Origin of the sequence: Bacillus sp. AFS029637, assembly GCF_002584985.1 — a bacterium.
Lineage (GTDB): Bacteria > Bacillota > Bacilli > Bacillales > Bacillaceae_G > Bacillus_A.
In genome coordinates this window covers 1-16413 of record NZ_NUPZ01000001.1, presented here as the reverse complement: position 1 = coordinate 16413, position 16413 = coordinate 1, and the positions used below count along the sequence as shown (strand labels likewise).

Below are 16413 nucleotides of genomic sequence, written 5' to 3'. Positions count from 1 at the left end.
AAAAAACACATCATTTTTCTTTTTGTTAAAAATAATTGGAATTTTATAACGATATAGATATGAATGATAATTTACATAATCTTTCTAGCAAACTAGTGAGAAGAAAGGTACAATGAGAGAAGTTACGTCTTAAAAATAATTGATATAATGGAGTTTGGTTAATGGTGAAAAAGTTAAAATATATTTTTGTTCTCGGTATAATATTATGCGTAGCTTTTTTTGTAGGGAAAGATAAAATTATGCAAAAAGTGCAACAAATACGATTAGATTTCATGTCTGAAATGAAAGAAGCGGCAATGATTGAAAATGTACCATTCATAAAACAGTTACCAGAATTACCTCGAGGATGCGAAGTGACAAGTTTAGCTATGTTATTACAATATAACGGTATTCAAATAGATAAGATGCAACTTGCTAGTGAGATCCATCGCGTCCCATTCGAACAGAATGGATTGAAAGGCAACCCTTATGAAGGATTTGTTGGTAACATTTATACGAAATCTGAACCTGGATATGGCGTATATAATCAACCGATTTTTAATTTAGCAGAAAAATATATTCCTGAAAAAGTACTTAATTTAACGGGTAGAGACGTGCAAGATTTATATAAAGTAATTAGTTCTGGTTCACCAGTGTGGGTCATTATTAATACGACGTTTAAGCCGCTAGCTGAAAGTAGTTTTGAAACATGGAATACGGGTTCAGGAGAAGTGAAAATTACATATTATGAGCACAGTGTAGTAGTGGTTGGATATGATCAAAACTTTGTATATGTAAATGATCCTCTAAAAAACAATCCGCGTTTCGCTGTTCCACGAGCAGAATTTGAGAAAGCTTGGGAGCAAATGGGGAAACAAGCAATTACTATATTATAAAAAATAAAAAGTCATCTAAGGATGCCTTTTTATTTTATAATATCATTACTGAAAATTCGGAATATTCTTTTAAGTGAAAGTGATTCACGCTATAATAACATTTAACTTGGTGAAGAAGGGGAGATGAGAAATGGATGTTGCAAAGGAACTTGTTTTGTCAAAGAATCAGTTGATTGAGTGGAGAAGGCATTTTCATAAGTATCCAGAGTTATCTTTTCAAGAAGAAAAAACATCTCAATTTGTATTCGATATACTTCGGAATGTCCCGCATTTAGAAGTATCAAGGCCTACTAAATATAGTGTAATGGCAAAGTTAATCGGTAAGAAACCTGGTAAAACAATTGCGGTTCGTGCCGATATGGATGCTCTTCCTATTCATGAAGAAAATGAGTTTGATTTTATTTCTACATATTCAGGTGTGATGCATGCGTGCGGCCACGATGGACATATGGCGATATTACTTGGGGTCGTACATAAGTTAGTAGAAGAAAGAGAGAAGGTTAAAGGGGAGATTCGTTTTCTATTCCAACATGCTGAAGAAAATTTTCCAGGTGGTGCAGAGGAGATGGTCACAGCAGGTGTAATGGAGGGGGTAGATTATATTATTGGTGCTCACCTTTGGGCGTCGTTAGAGGTTGGGAAAGTAGGTGTAATTTATGGCCCTGCAATGGCTGCACCAGATGTTTTTAAAATTACGATAGAAGGAAAAGGTGGACATGCTGGAATCCCTCATGAAACGGTTGATAGTATTGCAATCGGTGCACAAGTCGTTTCGCAACTTCAGCAAATTGTATCTCGTCTCACGAATCCGTTAGATTCTCTCGTAGTATCTGTTACGCAATTTCATGCTGGGACAACCCATAATGTGATTCCAGAACAAGCGGAGATTGAAGGGACAGTACGGAGTTTAAGGCATGAGTTGCGAGAAGAAACAGAGAAAAGGATCGAACGGATTGTGAAGCATGTGACGGAGGCTTACGGAGCGAAATATACGTTTTCGTATGAATATGGATATCGACCAGTAGTAAATGATTATGAAGTTACAGAGCTTATAGAGCAAACAGCATTACAGCTTTATGGAAGGGAACGAGTTACTCGTTTACAGCCGACGATGGCTGGGGAAGATTTTTCCGCGTTTTTACAAAAGGCACCAGGGACATTCTTTTTTATCGGAGCAGGAAATAAAGAGAAAGGAATTATATATCCTCACCATCATCCTCGTTTTACGATTGATGAAGACGCATTGCCAATTGGAGTGGAAGTCTTTGTATCATCCATTATGAATTTCATAAATAAATGAGATGAAGACACTACACGTGCTAGCGCTTATTCCAGTTCTTTGTTTAGTAGTTGGACCAGTATTTGCAAATTCGGTCACTCCTTACGTACTCGGGATGGCATTTTTATTATTTTGGGTATTATTATCGGTATTCATTACCTCTCTTTGTATGGGACTTGTGTACGTATTCGATTCTGCTAATAAGGGGATATAAAATGACAGCACTACTTATCATTATTTTATTTTTATTTGTGGTACTCTTTTTAGGGATTCGGGCGCAGCATGGAAAAGATATGAATTTAGAACAATGGTCAGTTGGAGGAAGAGGGTTTGGAACAATCTTCGTCTTTCTTCTTATGGCAGGAGAAATTTATACGACATTCACATTTTTAGGAGGAAGTGGCTGGGCATATAGTCGCATTGTTAATTAATCTTGTTGTGATATTTGTAGTTAGTGAATTTACGAAAAGTGTATCTATAAAGAGAGAATATAATAGTAGAAAAATAATTCATGTATGAGAGCTATCTTTGAAAAGAGATAGCTCTTTTTTGTATATATTTGCTTCTATTAGTGGAATCTAACTAAAAACTTGTTGAAAAGGAAGTTAGGTGGGGGAATTGTTAGAGTTAAAAGGTAACTTGTTTGAAGTTATGAAAGAAATTAGGGATGAGTTAGGTTCACCTAATGATTTAACAATTAGAGAAGTCGCTCTTGCTGGTAGTTTTACACGTTGTGCAGTTGTTTTTTTATGTGGATTAACAGACAAGGATAATGTTTATAAATATGTAATTCGTACACTGCAATACGAAGAAATTCCAAATGAAGCAGCTGTTGTTCAAACGTTATTGGATCGTTTTATTTCTATCGCGGAAGTGAGTGTAAAGACAACATTTCCAGATATTATGAATGCAATTTTAGCAGGAGATACGGTTATTTTAATCGATAATAATCAGACTGCTATCGTTGTTAATAGTAGGGCTTGGGAGAAAAGAAGTCTAGAACCTCCAGTGACAGAAGATTTAATCCGTGGACCGAGAGTTGGATTAAATGAAGATATTAATGTGAATAAAATGCTAATTCGCCGTAGTTTACGTGATCCGAAGTTGCGGTTTCAATCTTATATTATGGGGAAGCGATCACAGAAAGAAGTAACCCTAGTATATATAGAAGATATTATTAACCCTTATATTGTAAAAGAACTAGATCGGCGCCTTCAATCAATAGTGACAGATGTTATTTTTGAGACGGGTACGATTGAACAATTAATTCAAGACAATAACCTATCGCCATTTCCGCAGTTTTTGAATACAGAAAGGCCTGACAATATTGTGGCCTCATTAGCGAAAGGAAAGGCGGCTATTTTAGTAGACGGATCACCGTTTGCTCTTATTGCACCGCTCGTATTTGTTGATATTTTTCAATCGGTAGAAGACCATTACGAGCGCTGGGTGATTGGGACGTTATTGAGAGTTTTACGAATGATTTCTGGCATAATGGCAGTTTTGTTGCCAGCAACATATGTAGCGCTCGTTTCATATCACCAAGGGCTGATTCCATCTAAATTAGCCTATTCAATTGCTGGAGCAAGAGAAGGTGTTCCGTTTCCAGCCTATATTGAAACGTTAATGATGGCATTAACGATGGAGTTAATACGGGAGGCTGGAATTAGATTACCAAAGCCGATGGGACAAACGATTGGTATCGTGGGGGGGCTTGTAATTGGAGAAGCTGCGGTGAATGCCGGGATTGTAAATCCATTTTTAGTCATTATTATTGCAGTTACTGCAATTGCTACGTTCTCACTGCCTGTATATAGTATTACGATTACGTTTCGGATTTTGCTGTTCGTCTTCGTATTAGCTGCAACGGCTTTTGGATTGTATGGAATTATTCTAGCTCTTATCGCACTTGGTGTTCATATTACGAATTTAACAAGCGTTGGTGTACCGTATACAACTCCGATTGCTCCTGCGTTTTATAAAGATTGGAAAGAAGAAATTGTTCGTTTGCCAAAATCAATGTTGAAAGAGAGACCAGAGTACTTGCAAACGAAGGATTCTACAATACGTCCAAAGGAGCGAGAATAATTGAAACCATTTGAGTATGGCGATGAAGAAATTGGATCTCGGGAAATTGGATTTGCAGTATCGTCGACGATTATTGGAATAGGTGCATTGTCTATGCCAAGGGATATTGCCAATCAAACTTTATTTTCGGACGGTTGGATTATTTTGCTTTTGGGTGGATTGATATGTGCGGTTTTAGGTTGGTTTGTAACGAGGGTGGCTATTTTATTCCCAAAGCAAAACTTTGTTCAATATACAAGTACACATTTGACGAAGCCTGTTGCATACACAATTAGTAGCATTTTAGTATTAACGTTTGCTGCTTTGACAGCGTATGAATCGCGAATGATTGCAATTATTTCACAAACATATTTATTTAGTGATACGCCCGTACAGCTACTGTCTTTCTTTTTCTTATTAGTTGTTATTTATGGAATAGCAGGATCGAGAGCAGCTTTCTTACGGTTAAATGTTATGTTCTTACCTATTGTTTTAATTGCGATAGTACTTCTTTCTTTATTGAATATAAATTTAATGGAAATAAATAATTTATTTCCAGCTTTTCAAACGGGCGTCACTCAATATGCTGTAGGAGTTAAAAATTCTATTTTTACGTTTATTGGATTTGAGGTAGCTCTGTTTTATGCTGTGATGTTGAACGATAAGACAGCGAAAAAAGCACCAATGGCAGTTGCAAAAGCAGTGATGGTAAACGTGCTGTCGTACATTTTAATTTATGTAACTTGTATTAGTGTCTTTACATATATGACAACCCGTGGATTAACGTATCCAACAATTGAATTAGGAAAAGAAATTGAAATTGGAGGAGGTTTTTTAGAAAGATTTGATGCGATTTTTTTTACGACTTGGATTATTACTATTTATAACACTACTGCAATGTATTATGACGTAGCTTCTTTGTTGTTTTGTGCTATGTTTCCGAAAGTGAAGAAGCATATTTTCATTTTCGTGAGTGCTCCTATGATTTTTATGGTGAATATGTTGCCGGGTAATTTAAATACGTTGTCAAATTACGGAACTTATTTAGCTTGGATAGATATGGGTTTTGTTGTGTTAGCGCCTTTGTTAGTTTTTATTGTATATAAAATAAAAAGAAGGAATGGTAGAAATGAAAAACCTTCTTAAAATTATAATGGTTATGGTTTTAGCTGGATGTATAAGTGGGTGCTCTGAACTAGAAGAAATAGAAGAAAGAGGATTTGTAGTAGGTGCGGCCTACGATATTGTGAAGGAGAAGAAATCGAATCCGATTATGAAAGGGACGTATCAAATGGTACTCCCGAGTAAATTGTCGCAACAAGGTGGACAAGGGGGGGGAGATAGTAAAAATTATATTAACGTAAGTGCGAAAGCAGATAGTGTCTTTGAGCAAATAAGAATTATTGCTACAAAAATTAGTCGAACATTATTTTTTCCGCATATACAAGTGATTATTTTTTCGGAAGAATTACTGGCGAATCCACATGTTTTGCAAAATACATTAGATGTATACATTCGCGATCATGAAATGAGAAGAAATATTCGTTTGTTTGTTTCTGAGAAAAAGGCAGAAGCTCTTTTAAAGCAGAGTGCAAAACCTGAAAATTTACCGGCTCAGTATATTGATATGTTAGCTGAACATCCTCCGAAAAATGCGGAAATGATTGAGGCTGCAAGAATTGGTGTAGTACAGGGGAAAATGATCGCAAACCGAAGCTTCGCATTACCTCTTTTAGGGCTAACGAAACAAGGGGTGCAAATGGAAGGAGCAGCATTGTTCCGTGGAAAGGATAATAAATGTGTTGGAACTTTGAGTGGGGAACAAACATTAGGGATGAACTATATAATAGGTAAAAAAATTGGAGGTTTCTTTACTGTTCGTAAAAAAGATCAGCTAATTACATATGAAATTCATAAGTTGCGCCGAAAGATTAAGGTGTCTACGACAAATGCTACAAAACCGAAGTTTGATATTTATCTATCTACAGAAGGGACATTAGCTGAGTTGCATTTTAATGAACCGAAACAAGTGATGAATGAAAACCTTTTAGCGAAAGAGATTTCAAAGGAAATGAAGAAGCGTATTGAAAAGTCAATACGACTTGTTCAAAAAAAATATAAGGTGGATGTTTTAGAACTAGGAGAGGTATATAAACGGCATAACTATAAAGAGTGGAAAAAAATAAGTAAGAATTGGGATCAAGGCGAAAATTATTTTAGTAATGCTGAAATTACTGTTCATGTTCATCCAACAATTGAACATTCAGGTTCGGCGTTACCGAAGAGAGTGAAATAAGGTGATGTAAGTTGTTTACTGGATTAGGAATTAGTTGCACGATATTAATGGCGGTTCTTCCAGGAGCTATATACTTCATTCATAAAAAAATTACAACGTATGGAGCACAGCCTTGGAATACTGATGTGCAAAAAAAGAAACCTGAATAATTTCAGGTTTCTTTTACGCAAAGCATATGTGAAGGGGGATACCTTCACATATGCTTTGTTTATACAAGCCCTAACCAATGTACCAATTGTGTAGTGAGGAATGTAACAACAATGGCGATTACGGTAGGGATTGCAAACGATAAGAATGTCCATTTCGCACTTTTTGTTTCTTTATATATGTTAACTAGTGTTGTTCCGCATGGGAAATGAAGAAGTGAGAACAACATTGTGTTTAATGCTGTTAACCAAGTCCAACCATTTTCTAAGAATAGATTTTTGATCTGATTAAAATCATCTATTTCAGTTAAAGCTCCAGTTGATAAGTAGGACATTAATAAAATCGGGATAACAATTTCATTAGCGGGTAACCCAAGAATGAATGCAGCTAGAATAAAGCCGTCAAGTCCTAGCATTTTAGCGAATGGATCTAGGAAGTTTACGAAATACATAAGTAGGCTTGTGTCACCGACGAAAATATTAGCAAGTAACCAAGTTAATGCAGCTGCAGGGGCAGCTACAACTATAGCTCGCTTTAAAACATAGACTGATTTATCGAGTGTTGCACGAACTATGGTATTCCAAACTTTTGGCTTACGGTATGGTGGTAATTCAAGTGTGTAGTGAGTTGGAACGCCTTTTAAAGCTGTTTTTGATAGTACCCAAGAGACGGTTAATGTCATAATAACACCAATTACAACCATTCCAACTACAACGCCGGCAGTAACAAGTGTTTGCATGCTACCTGTATATCCAGCAGCCATAAATAATGAAGCCATTAAAATTAATGTAGGCCAGCGTCCATTACATGGAACAAAGTTGTTTGTTAAGATAGCAAGCATACGCTCACGTGGTGATTCAATAATACGTGTTGACATAATAGCTGCGGCGTTACAACCAAATCCCATTGCCATCGTTAAAGATTGTTTACCATGTGCGCCAGATCGTTTAAACAAGCGGTCCATATTAAACGCGACACGTGGTAAGTATCCGTAGTTTTCTAATAGTGCGAACATGGGGAAAAAGATTGCCATAGGTGGTAACATAACGCTAATGACAGCACCGATACCACGGAATAAACCAAGTATTAAAATGCCATGTAACCATTCAGGTGCATGCATTGCTTGGAACCAAGATGTTAAATATCCTTCTGCCCATCCAAAGAACTCAGCAATCATATCAGAAGGTACGTTAGCACCTGCAATTGTAAGATAAAAAATAATAGATAAAATACCTAGCATGATTGGGAATCCCCAGATTGGAGATGTAAAAATTTTATCTAGTTTCTCAGAACGATACAATTTATCAGTATTTGTATATTGAACAGATTCTTTACAGATACTCGCAGATGTTCGATAAATATCTCCGACAATATCATCTCGTATATCTTCTTTTGAAAGTGTTTGAGCGTGTTGAATAATATAGTCTAATGGAAGAGCTTTACTGGCTGAGTGAGATTCCATTGATTATGACCTCCCTTACAAGTGGTTCGTTATGGTGTTTTTGAAGTGCAGTTAAGAAATTTTTATCTCCATCTAATATACGTAATGCAATCCAACGTGCTGGATACGTATCACCGAATACTTTATAAATTTGTGGTTCTAATTCTCGAATCATATTTTCGATTTTTTCACTATAAGTAACTTTAATTGGTGTTGGAATTAGCTTTCTATTTGCCACTTTAGCGATGACGTTTAGCAAATGACCAATACCTACTCGGTTACGAGCTGAAATTTTAACTACAGGTACACCGAGTGATTTTGCTAATTTCTTTTCATCAATAACGATACCTTTTTTCTCGGCTTCATCAATTAAGTTAATACAAATGACTACGTTGCTTGTCATTTCCATCACTTGGAGTGCTAAATTTAAGTTTCTTTCCATAGCAGTTGCGTCTACAACGACTACAGTTACTTCTGGCTTTTCAAATATAATATAATCCCTTGCTACTTCTTCATCTGCAGAATTTGAATACAGTGAGTAAGTTCCGGGTAAATCTATTAATGTATAATTACTTCCGTTATGTTCATATTCCCCTTCAGCTTTTAAAACAGTTTTTCCCGTCCAGTTTCCAGTATGTTGTTTTAAGCCTGTTAAAGTATTAAATAATGTACTTTTCCCGGTATTCGGGTTACCAGCTAAAGCAATACGATGTTTGCTCATCTGAAATCATCTCCTATTAATATCCCGAAAATAAGGGAGCTCTCTTCCTTACGCAGTGCGATCGTTGTGTTACTTACTTGATAAGCGACTGGATCGCCAAGTGGACTGCGCTGTAATACTTTAATCGTTGCCCCAGGAATAAATCCTAAATCCAATAAACGTCGTTTCATAGTTCCTTCTAATTGTATCTTCTCAATTTGTACAAATTCCCCTGTTTTAAAATCGGAAAGAGGTTTAGTATTAGCCGATACCATAAAAGTTACCTCATCTCTATATTTTTAGTGTTAGTTTAAAAAGTTTCCTTAGGTAAACTTTTTGTTAGTAATATAGTAGACCACATTGAATAATGCTGTCAATTAGTACTTTAAAAATATTCAATTATTTTTAGAATTGTTCCAATTTATTTAGTTGTACTAAAAAATATTACTGAAATTCTTTTTAATGTAAATAAAGTAAGGGTGTAAAAATGAAAAAGAGAGCGAAATTGTAAATATATTTTTAAGCTAAAGGGCAAAATATAGAAAGTTATTTACATTAGATTTACATTGTTAAGATTAAATTTACAATACTTCATGTTTAATGTGGGTTTTGTTGGCTTTTTTAACTATAAATGTTGGAATGTCTAGCTTTTACGGACTGTTACCTCTATTTACTTAAACTTAAAAATTGCTTAACACTCACATAATATTGTTGTCCTACAATGAATTTAGGTTCGAAAGAAAATGAATTCGAAAAGCGATAATCCAAATGGGGGTACAAGACATGGTTATGAAAAAAGGTATTAAATTTTCTTTAGCAGCTTTAGTTGTGGCAGGTGCATTAGTTGGATGTGGAAAAGCAGAAAGTACGGATAAAGAGGCTGCTAAAGGAAGCGATAGTGCAAAACAAGAATTATCAGGTACGATTGCAGCGGCTGGTTCTACAGCTCTTCTGCCTCTTGCGGAGGAAGCTGGAAAGAAATTCATGGAGGAAAATTCAAAAGTTTCTATTCAAGTTCAAGGTGGCGGTAGTGGAACTGGGATTAACCAAGTAGCATCTGGTGCAGTTCAAATTGGTAACTCAGATGTTCCGTCTTCGGATAAAATAAAAGATGCTGAAAAGGCGAAAGAACTAGTAGATAACAAGGTAGCGGGTATTGCATTCGCTCTTGTCGTAAATAAAGATGTAAAAGTTGATAACTTAACAGTACAACAAGTACAAGATATCTTTACTGGAAAAGTAACAAACTGGAAAGAAGTAGGCGGGAAAGATGAAAAAATCAACGTAATTAATCGTCCGGCTTCATCTGGTACGCGTGCTACATTTGAAAAGACAGTTATGAAAGATGCGAAAATCAATGATGGAACTGGTACAACACAAGATTCTAACGGTGCAGTAGAGCAAGCGATTAATTCTACGCCAGGCTCAATAAGTTATTTAGCAATGTCTTACATGGTTGGTGAGAAAAAAGGTGCGCTACAAACAGTGAAAATTGATGGTGCTGAACCGAAAGTTGAAAATATTTCGTCTGGTAAATATCCATTCTGGTCTTACGAATACATGGTAACAAAAGGTGAAGCGAAAGAAGCAACAAAAGCTTACATTGATTATGTAAAAGGTAAAGACTTTGAGAAACAACTAGAAGATATGGGTTACATTCCAATGTCTAAATTAAATAAGTAATCAAATTTATGGGGCTGGCTGCAAGGCCAGTCCTGTTCATTTCAATCTGTGAAGTGGGGTCTGTCCTGTGATGAAGGGGAAAAAACAAATTAATTACGTGAAAAGTGAATATATAGGAAGAACACTTGTTACGTTTTGTGGTATTTTAATTGTCTTAATTACATTAGCTATTATTGCATTTATTTGCGGTAAAGGAATCCAATCTTTTACGCAAAGTGGTATCTCATTTACTGAGATGTTAACATCGACAAAATGGAATCCAAATGCTGACGAAGGAAGCTTTGGGGCTTTGATTTTTATTGTAGGTTCAACAGTGGTTTCATTAGGTGCGGTTATTATTAGTGCGCCGATTGCTATAGCTCTTGCTATATTCATGAATTTAATTTCGCCAAAGTTTGGAAACAAAGTATTGAAGCCTGTTTTAGAATTATTAGTCGGTATTCCTTCAGTTGTATACGGATTATTAGGGGTTACGATTTTAGTTCCGTTATTACGTGATTCATTTGGGGGAGTAGGATTTAGTTTAATTGCAGGTATTATTGTACTAAGTATTATGATTTTACCTACTATTGCTAGTATCGCTTCTGATGCAATCCGCTCTGTTCCGTTTGAATATTTAGAAGCTTCTTATGGTCTAGGATCAACGAAATGGCAAGCGGTTAGCCGTGTAATTGTTCCGGCTGCTAAAAAAGGGATTTTGACAGGTATTGTTTTAGGTTTAGCGCGTGCTTTTGGTGAAGCGTTAGCGGTTCAAATGGTAATCGGAAATACGATTAAATTACCAGAAGGAATATATAGTCCGACAGCAACGTTAACAGGTATTTTGACAATGGATATGACAAATACATTGAACGGAACTGCTTGGAACAATGCGCTATGGACTTTAGCGATGATTTTACTTGTTATTTCATTCCTGTTTATTTTAGTAATTCGAGCGATTGGACAAAGAGGTGAGCGATAATAATGAATGCAAGAACGGTAAATAAAATTTGGACGGGTATCTTTTACGCAGTTGCGGCTTTAGTTGTAGCTCTGCTAGTATTCTTGATGTTTGAAATTTTACAAAAGGGATGGGGATTTTGGGATCCTGATTTCTTGTTTGGAGAACCAAGCAATACAAGAGCTGGTGGTGGAATTGGTCCGCAGTTATTCAATTCCTTCTACATGCTTGTTATAACGCTTGTTATATCTATTCCTCTTGGATTAGGAGCTGGAATATATTTAGCCGAGTATGCAAAACAAGGACGTTTTTTAGGTTTTGTTCGTTTGTGTATTGAGACGATGGCGTCTTTACCTTCTATTGTTGTTGGTTTATTCGGTTTGTTAGTGTTTGTTACAATGACAGGTTGGGGATACACGGTAATGGGTGGTGCTCTTGCTTTAACTATTTTAAACTTACCAGGTTTAACTCGTGTTTGTGAAAATGCGATTTCAGAAGTTCCTCCTAATGTAAAAGAGGCAAGTCTTGGATTAGGTGCAACAAAGTGGCAAACGATCGCTCGTATTATTATTCCGTCATCATTACCACAAATTATTACAGGGATTATTTTAGCAGCGGGTCGTATATTCGGGGAAGCGGCAGCATTAATTTACACAGCGGGTTTAACATCTCCAATTTTAAATTCAGCAGCGGATTTATCGAGCCCTTCGCACCCTTTAAATCCATTTAGACCGGCTGAAACGTTAGCGGTTCACATTTGGAAGTTAAATTCTGAAGGGGTTATCCCAGATGCGAAGTTAATTGCGACAAAATCTGCCGCTGTATTAATTATTATGGTATTACTATTCAATATCATTTCACGTTTTGTAGCATCTGTATTACACAAACGTTTTACAGGAACGAAAAGAAAAAGTAAAGCGGCGAAGAAGGTAAAAGCAGCATAAGTTACAAAGGAGAACTCTCTATTTATAAGTAGGGAGTTTTTTGTATTTTAATAATAGAAGGAACGAATGTAATGAGTGTTGCATTGTAATTAATTATATAGCTGAATAGGTGCGAATGAGGGATTGTTTTTTCTGCAAATGTCAGGTCTTCCTGGGGCGGGAAAGTCGACAGTTTCTAAGTGTATAACGAAGTTAACAGGTGCTATAAATGATATAGAAGAGATTAATAATTATGATTAGTCAAATTGAAAAAGTGGTTATATGGTAGCAAAAGACAGTTAAATAGTGAATATCTTATTGTGGATTCTAGTGAATCCCTAGAGCAGTATGCGGAAAAAATGATGGATTACACCAGGAGGTAGAGAAAAGGCGTTATCTTCATTCGTGAAGATAACGCCTTTAGCTTTTAAATATCCGGTGTTTCTGTAGAAGTGCTTATTTTTCTACGAGAGCGCCTTTTTCTCCCAATTTTATCTAATAGTTCATACATAACGGGAACGACTACTAATGTAAGAACAGTTGAGACTGCCAAACCACCGATGACGACGACGGCTAGACTTTTTGATACCATACTTCCTGCTTGTGATTGACCGAACAGGAGTGGTAGCATTGCAACGATTGTTGTAATAGCTGTCATAATAATTGGGCGTAGTCTAGTAGAACCAGCTTCGAGTAAGGCTTCTCTTGTTTCCATGCCGTGTTCCCGATTTTGTTGCACTCTTTCTATTAATACAATAGCGTTTGTAACGACGATTCCAATTAACATTAATGCACCAATCAAGGAGTTTATATCAACAGGTGTTCGTGAAACGATTAATCCTAAAATGCCACCGACAGCAGCTAATGGCAAGGAGAATAAGATTGCAAAAGGGGCGCGCGCTTGCCCGAAGGTGATAACCATAATTAAATATACAATCCCAATTGCAATCCCCATAATTTTAAATAAATCTGTAAAGTTTTCTTGCATAGATTCAGTAGCGCCTGCGATATTTACTTTTGCGCCGCTAGGTAAATCTATGTCGGCTATCGCTTTGTTTACTTCTGCGCTTACTTTACTTAAATCTTCATTTGAAGCTTCTGCGGTAATTTGAATCGTTTCTTTTCCGTCTTTATGGAAAATTTCTGTTTGAGTTTGTTTTTCTGAAATAGTCGCGATGTTTTTTAAAGGAATTGGTCCGTTAATAGGTGATAGTATGTTTGTATTTAAAATATCTTCTTGTTTATTAATGTTTTCCTTTTTGTGTTCTATCATAATAGTAGTTTTTTCGTTATTGATTGAAATTTCACCAATAGGTGATTTCTTCATAAGGAAGGATACTTGTTGAGCAGCTAATTCTGGTGTTAAACCTAGTTGTTCAGCCTTTGTTTGATCAATGTGAATTTGCCATTCTTTTTTAGAGTCTTCTAAATTCGTTTTTACTTTCGAAAGAGTATCCATACTCTTTAATTTCGTTTCGACGATGTTAGCAGCCTTTTTTAAATTCGTGTCGTTAGTAGCTGTTACGTTAAATTGGAGATTGTTGCCACCGCCAGAGCTTGAATAACTCGTTTTTATATACTCGAGTTCGGCGGGCTCAAAAGCTTTTTGTTCTTTTTTTAATTCTTTAATATATTGATCGATGTCAGAACCTTTTTTGAAGACTACAAATATACTAGCAAGATTATTTTTAGTCGTTTGTCCCCATTGTGCATCTTCTGCGCTTGATCCCATTCGTAAAATAACATCTGTGACAGCGGAATTAGAGAGTAGTTTCTTCTCGAAATCAAAGGCTTTTTGTTTTTGAGATTCAGAATCATAATCGGCTGGAAATGTCATATTAACGGATAGCATTGTATCGTCTTCAGACTTTATGTTCGCTTTCGGTAGTACTATGTAGGCGGCGATTGATCCTGCAAATAATAAAAAAGAAGTAAGTAGAATGATAAATTTATGAGAAAGAGCCCATTTTAATGTAGCGACATATCGTGGTGAAGAAATCGTCTTGCGATGCTTTGTTTTTGTGAGTAGTAAAAAGGCCATAAGTGGAACAACTGTTAATGCAACGATTAAAGAAGAAAGGATAGAATATACAACTGCTAATACCATAGGTAACATTAATTTTCCGATTACTCCTGATACGAGGCCGATCGGTAAAAAAACAGCGACCGTTGTTAAAGTAGAAGAAGTAATTGCGACGGCGACCTCTTTTGTTGCATCGAGAATAATATCTTTAGAGAAAGATTCTTTTTGTAAACGGCGGAAAATATTTTCAATGACAACGATACTATCATCGACAAGACGTCCAACTGCAACAGCTAAACCACCAAGAGTTAAAATGTTAAGTGTGATGTTAGATTGATGTAGTAAAAAGAGTGTTAATAAAATAGATAAAGGAATACTGACGACAGCGATGAGTGTCGTTCGGAAGCTGCGTAAAAAAATTAAGATAATAAGAGTTGCGGCAATTGCCCCCAGGATTACTTCTTTTCCCATACTAGTAACAGCATTTTCGACTTGCTCGTGAGTTGAGGCTAGAAGTTTAATAGAAAACTGACCTTTATATTCTTTGCTTAAATCCTTAACTTTTTTATCAATTTCCTTTCCGATTGCCACCGCATTTTTACTTGGTTCTTTCATGATGACTAATCCTGTGCCTTCTTCTCCGTTTATGTGTGAGATTGTATCATAGTGTTGTTTGAGTTCAATTTGAGCAACATCTTGCAATTTTACTTGAGGTGCAACGGTAATATTTTTAATGTCATCTACATTTTTTATATCTCCGATTACACGAAGGTTGTATTCTTCTTTATTAACGGTAATTGCTCCAGCTGGAGTGGAGGTTTCTTTTCCTTGTAAAACTTTTAATGCTTGCTCTGATGTTACGCTTTTATCTTTTAGTTTGTTAGGATCAAGTACAATGGATAATTCGGAAGTTGATTTTCCGAAAAACATGACATTAGCAACACCATCAATGTTTTCGAGTTGTGGCACGATTTCTTTCTCGATTTGTTTTTCGTCAGCTTTTGAAAATCCGTTTTGCTTCTGAATGGTAATTTGAGCGAGTGGAATCATAGAAGTATTTAATTGGCTAACTACAGGCTTGGATACATCTTTAGGTAATTTAATCATATTAATTGCTTTTTCGACTTCGCGTGCCGCGTCTTTCATATTTGCCTTGGATGTATATGCAATGTCGATACGTGATAATCCCTCGTGTGTGGAAGAAGTGATGCCATCAATATGTTCTAAGTTACGAAATTGTTTTTCAAGGGGATCAGTTACTTCCTTGGTCATCGTTTCAGCATCGAGCCCTTGAGATAATGTCGTGACAGTTATTGCAGGGTTATCGATGCTGGGTAAAAATTCCATAGGCAATTTAGAGCCGGAATAAACGCCGAGTACGGAAATGAGAAAAACCATGATAATAATAGCGGCTCGGTTTTTTAATGAAAACTTTGTTAACCTATCCATAAGATAATTCCTCCATTAATATTTATAGTTTTGTGGGCACGTTCTTACTATATAACAAAAAATGGATATTTTTCATTAATTAAATGTAAAAAAATTCTAACAATAATCTTAAGTTAATGTTTTTGTGGAGATTTTAGTATTTGTAGAAAGTGAAATGGTGGGTTGGAGAAGAAAGTGTTCATTCGAGTTGCTTTTTAATGTGTGAGGGATTCGTTATTTATATCGTTATTCTATAGAGAGGTAAATGATTATGAACTTTAATATAGAAGGGAATGAAAATATGAGAAGTTATTGTGGAATACAATTTGGTTAATCAGGGTCTGTTGGTATACAATTGAAATACTCGTTTTTAGTAGAAAAGATAATAGTTCTTTCTATAGAAGGAAGTAGAGTGGATAATTTTTTTGTATTTTTTATAAAAAATACTTGTTATTTCAAAATCATAATGGTATATTAATAAACGTCGCTGATGCGGAAACGCAGAAAACGATAAAAAAGAAATTAAAAAACATAGTTGACATCGAAAAATGAAGATGTTAATATGATGAAGTCGCTTCTGAAGCGGCGGACAAGTTCTTTGAAAACTGAAC

14 protein-coding genes and 2 pseudogenes are annotated in these 16413 nt (G+C 35.8%); 12 read left to right on the top strand and 4 right to left on the bottom strand.

The annotated features are described in order from the left end of the window. The first annotated feature begins 161 nt into the window (after window positions 1-161). The 8 genes and pseudogenes from COE49_RS00085 (at window position 162) to COE49_RS27465 (ending at window position 6666) form a co-directional block, all read left to right on the top strand. Complete coding sequence (locus tag COE49_RS00085; RefSeq protein ID WP_170952784.1) at window positions 162-875, top strand: C39 family peptidase; 714 nt, start codon at window positions 162-164, stop codon at window positions 873-875. 130 nt (window positions 876-1005) lie between these two features. Continuing rightward, complete coding sequence (locus tag COE49_RS00080) at window positions 1006-2175, top strand: amidohydrolase (protein ID WP_088232582.1); 1170 nt, start codon at window positions 1006-1008, stop codon at window positions 2173-2175. A 1-nt stretch (window position 2176) separates the two neighbouring features. Beyond that, window positions 2177-2368 (top strand): DUF3311 domain-containing protein, encoded by a 192-nt coding sequence (locus tag COE49_RS00075; RefSeq protein WP_088232583.1) that lies wholly within the window; start codon window positions 2177-2179, stop codon window positions 2366-2368. Window position 2369: 1 nt separating this feature from the next. Then, window positions 2370-2573 (top strand): annotated as a pseudogene (locus COE49_RS00070) (sodium:solute symporter family protein); the annotation flags it as partial. Window positions 2574-2763: 190 nt separating this feature from the next. Beyond that, window positions 2764-4242: a spore germination protein GerLA gene (gene gerLA / locus COE49_RS00065; protein WP_098253309.1), complete on the top strand. Its 1479-nt coding sequence runs from the start codon at window positions 2764-2766 to the stop codon at window positions 4240-4242. Further along, window positions 4243-5367 (top strand): spore germination protein GerLB, encoded by a 1125-nt coding sequence (gerLB, locus tag COE49_RS00060; protein ID WP_088232584.1) that lies wholly within the window; start codon window positions 4243-4245, stop codon window positions 5365-5367. Then, window positions 5351-6517 carry a Ger(x)C family spore germination protein gene (locus COE49_RS00055; RefSeq protein WP_140417489.1) on the top strand — a complete coding sequence of 389 codons (1167 nt, stop codon included), beginning with the start codon at window positions 5351-5353 and terminating at the stop codon, window positions 6515-6517. Before gerLB ends, COE49_RS00055 begins: the two co-directional genes overlap by 17 nt. 11 nt (window positions 6518-6528) lie before the next feature. Then, window positions 6529-6666, top strand: coding sequence for a hypothetical protein (locus tag COE49_RS27465; protein WP_000493986.1), 138 nt, complete (start codon window positions 6529-6531; stop codon window positions 6664-6666). 59 nt (window positions 6667-6725) lie between these two features. On the opposite strand, the gene COE49_RS00045 is transcribed toward COE49_RS27465, so the two are convergent. From COE49_RS00045 to COE49_RS00035, 3 genes are read right to left on the bottom strand one after another with little or no spacing between them, the layout of a single operon-like run. Further along, the gene (locus tag COE49_RS00045; protein ID WP_088232586.1) at window positions 6726-8126 is read right to left on the bottom strand and encodes a nucleoside recognition domain-containing protein; all 1401 of its coding nucleotides are present in this window, start codon (window positions 8124-8126) and stop codon (window positions 6726-6728) included. Next, window positions 8104-8826 carry a FeoB small GTPase domain-containing protein gene (locus COE49_RS00040; protein ID WP_088232587.1) on the bottom strand — a complete coding sequence of 241 codons (723 nt, stop codon included), beginning with the start codon at window positions 8824-8826 and terminating at the stop codon, window positions 8104-8106. The genes COE49_RS00045 and COE49_RS00040 overlap by 23 nt, the downstream gene beginning before the upstream one ends. Further along, complete coding sequence (locus COE49_RS00035) at window positions 8823-9080, bottom strand: FeoA family protein (protein WP_088232588.1); 258 nt, start codon at window positions 9078-9080, stop codon at window positions 8823-8825. The genes COE49_RS00040 and COE49_RS00035 overlap by 4 nt, the downstream gene beginning before the upstream one ends. Window positions 9081-9588: 508 nt before the next feature. On the opposite strand from COE49_RS00035, the gene COE49_RS00030 reads away from it, so the two are divergent. From COE49_RS00030 to COE49_RS00015, 4 genes and pseudogenes are all read left to right on the top strand, one after another. Continuing rightward, window positions 9589-10488, top strand: coding sequence for a phosphate ABC transporter substrate-binding protein PstS family protein (locus COE49_RS00030; RefSeq protein WP_141556599.1), 900 nt, complete (start codon window positions 9589-9591; stop codon window positions 10486-10488). Window positions 10489-10558: 70 nt separating this feature from the next. After that, complete coding sequence (gene pstC, locus COE49_RS00025; RefSeq protein WP_140417490.1) at window positions 10559-11449, top strand: phosphate ABC transporter permease subunit PstC; 891 nt, start codon at window positions 10559-10561, stop codon at window positions 11447-11449. 2 nt (window positions 11450-11451) lie between these two features. Next, window positions 11452-12372: a phosphate ABC transporter permease PstA gene (gene pstA, locus COE49_RS00020; RefSeq protein ID WP_098945634.1), complete on the top strand. Its 921-nt coding sequence runs from the start codon at window positions 11452-11454 to the stop codon at window positions 12370-12372. Window positions 12373-12495: 123 nt separating this feature from the next. Further along, window positions 12496-12734: pseudogene (locus COE49_RS00015) on the top strand (hypothetical protein). Between the two features lie 44 nt (window positions 12735-12778). Here COE49_RS00015 and COE49_RS00010 read toward each other — a convergent pair. Next, window positions 12779-15823 carry an efflux RND transporter permease subunit gene (locus COE49_RS00010; RefSeq protein WP_098945633.1) on the bottom strand — a complete coding sequence of 1015 codons (3045 nt, stop codon included), beginning with the start codon at window positions 15821-15823 and terminating at the stop codon, window positions 12779-12781. Window positions 15824-16413 lie beyond the last annotated feature (590 nt).

Coding starts and splice junctions, on each gene's coding strand:
- COE49_RS00085 (WP_170952784.1), top strand. CDS start 162: ATGGTGAAAAAGTTAAAATATATTTTTGTTCTCGGTATAATATTATGC.
- COE49_RS00080 (WP_088232582.1), top strand. CDS start 1,006: ATGGATGTTGCAAAGGAACTTGTTTTGTCAAAGAATCAGTTGATTGAG.
- COE49_RS00075 (WP_088232583.1), top strand. CDS start 2,177: ATGAAGACACTACACGTGCTAGCGCTTATTCCAGTTCTTTGTTTAGTA.
- COE49_RS00055 (WP_140417489.1), top strand. CDS start 5,351: ATGAAAAACCTTCTTAAAATTATAATGGTTATGGTTTTAGCTGGATGT.
- COE49_RS00045 (WP_088232586.1), bottom strand. CDS start 8,126: ATGGAATCTCACTCAGCCAGTAAAGCTCTTCCATTAGACTATATTATT.
- COE49_RS00040 (WP_088232587.1), bottom strand. CDS start 8,826: ATGAGCAAACATCGTATTGCTTTAGCTGGTAACCCGAATACCGGGAAA.
- COE49_RS00035 (WP_088232588.1), bottom strand. CDS start 9,080: ATGGTATCGGCTAATACTAAACCTCTTTCCGATTTTAAAACAGGGGAA.
- COE49_RS00030 (WP_141556599.1), top strand. CDS start 9,589: ATGGTTATGAAAAAAGGTATTAAATTTTCTTTAGCAGCTTTAGTTGTG.
- pstC (WP_140417490.1), top strand. CDS start 10,559: ATGAAGGGGAAAAAACAAATTAATTACGTGAAAAGTGAATATATAGGA.
- pstA (WP_098945634.1), top strand. CDS start 11,452: ATGAATGCAAGAACGGTAAATAAAATTTGGACGGGTATCTTTTACGCA.
- COE49_RS00010 (WP_098945633.1), bottom strand. CDS start 15,823: ATGGATAGGTTAACAAAGTTTTCATTAAAAAACCGAGCCGCTATTATT.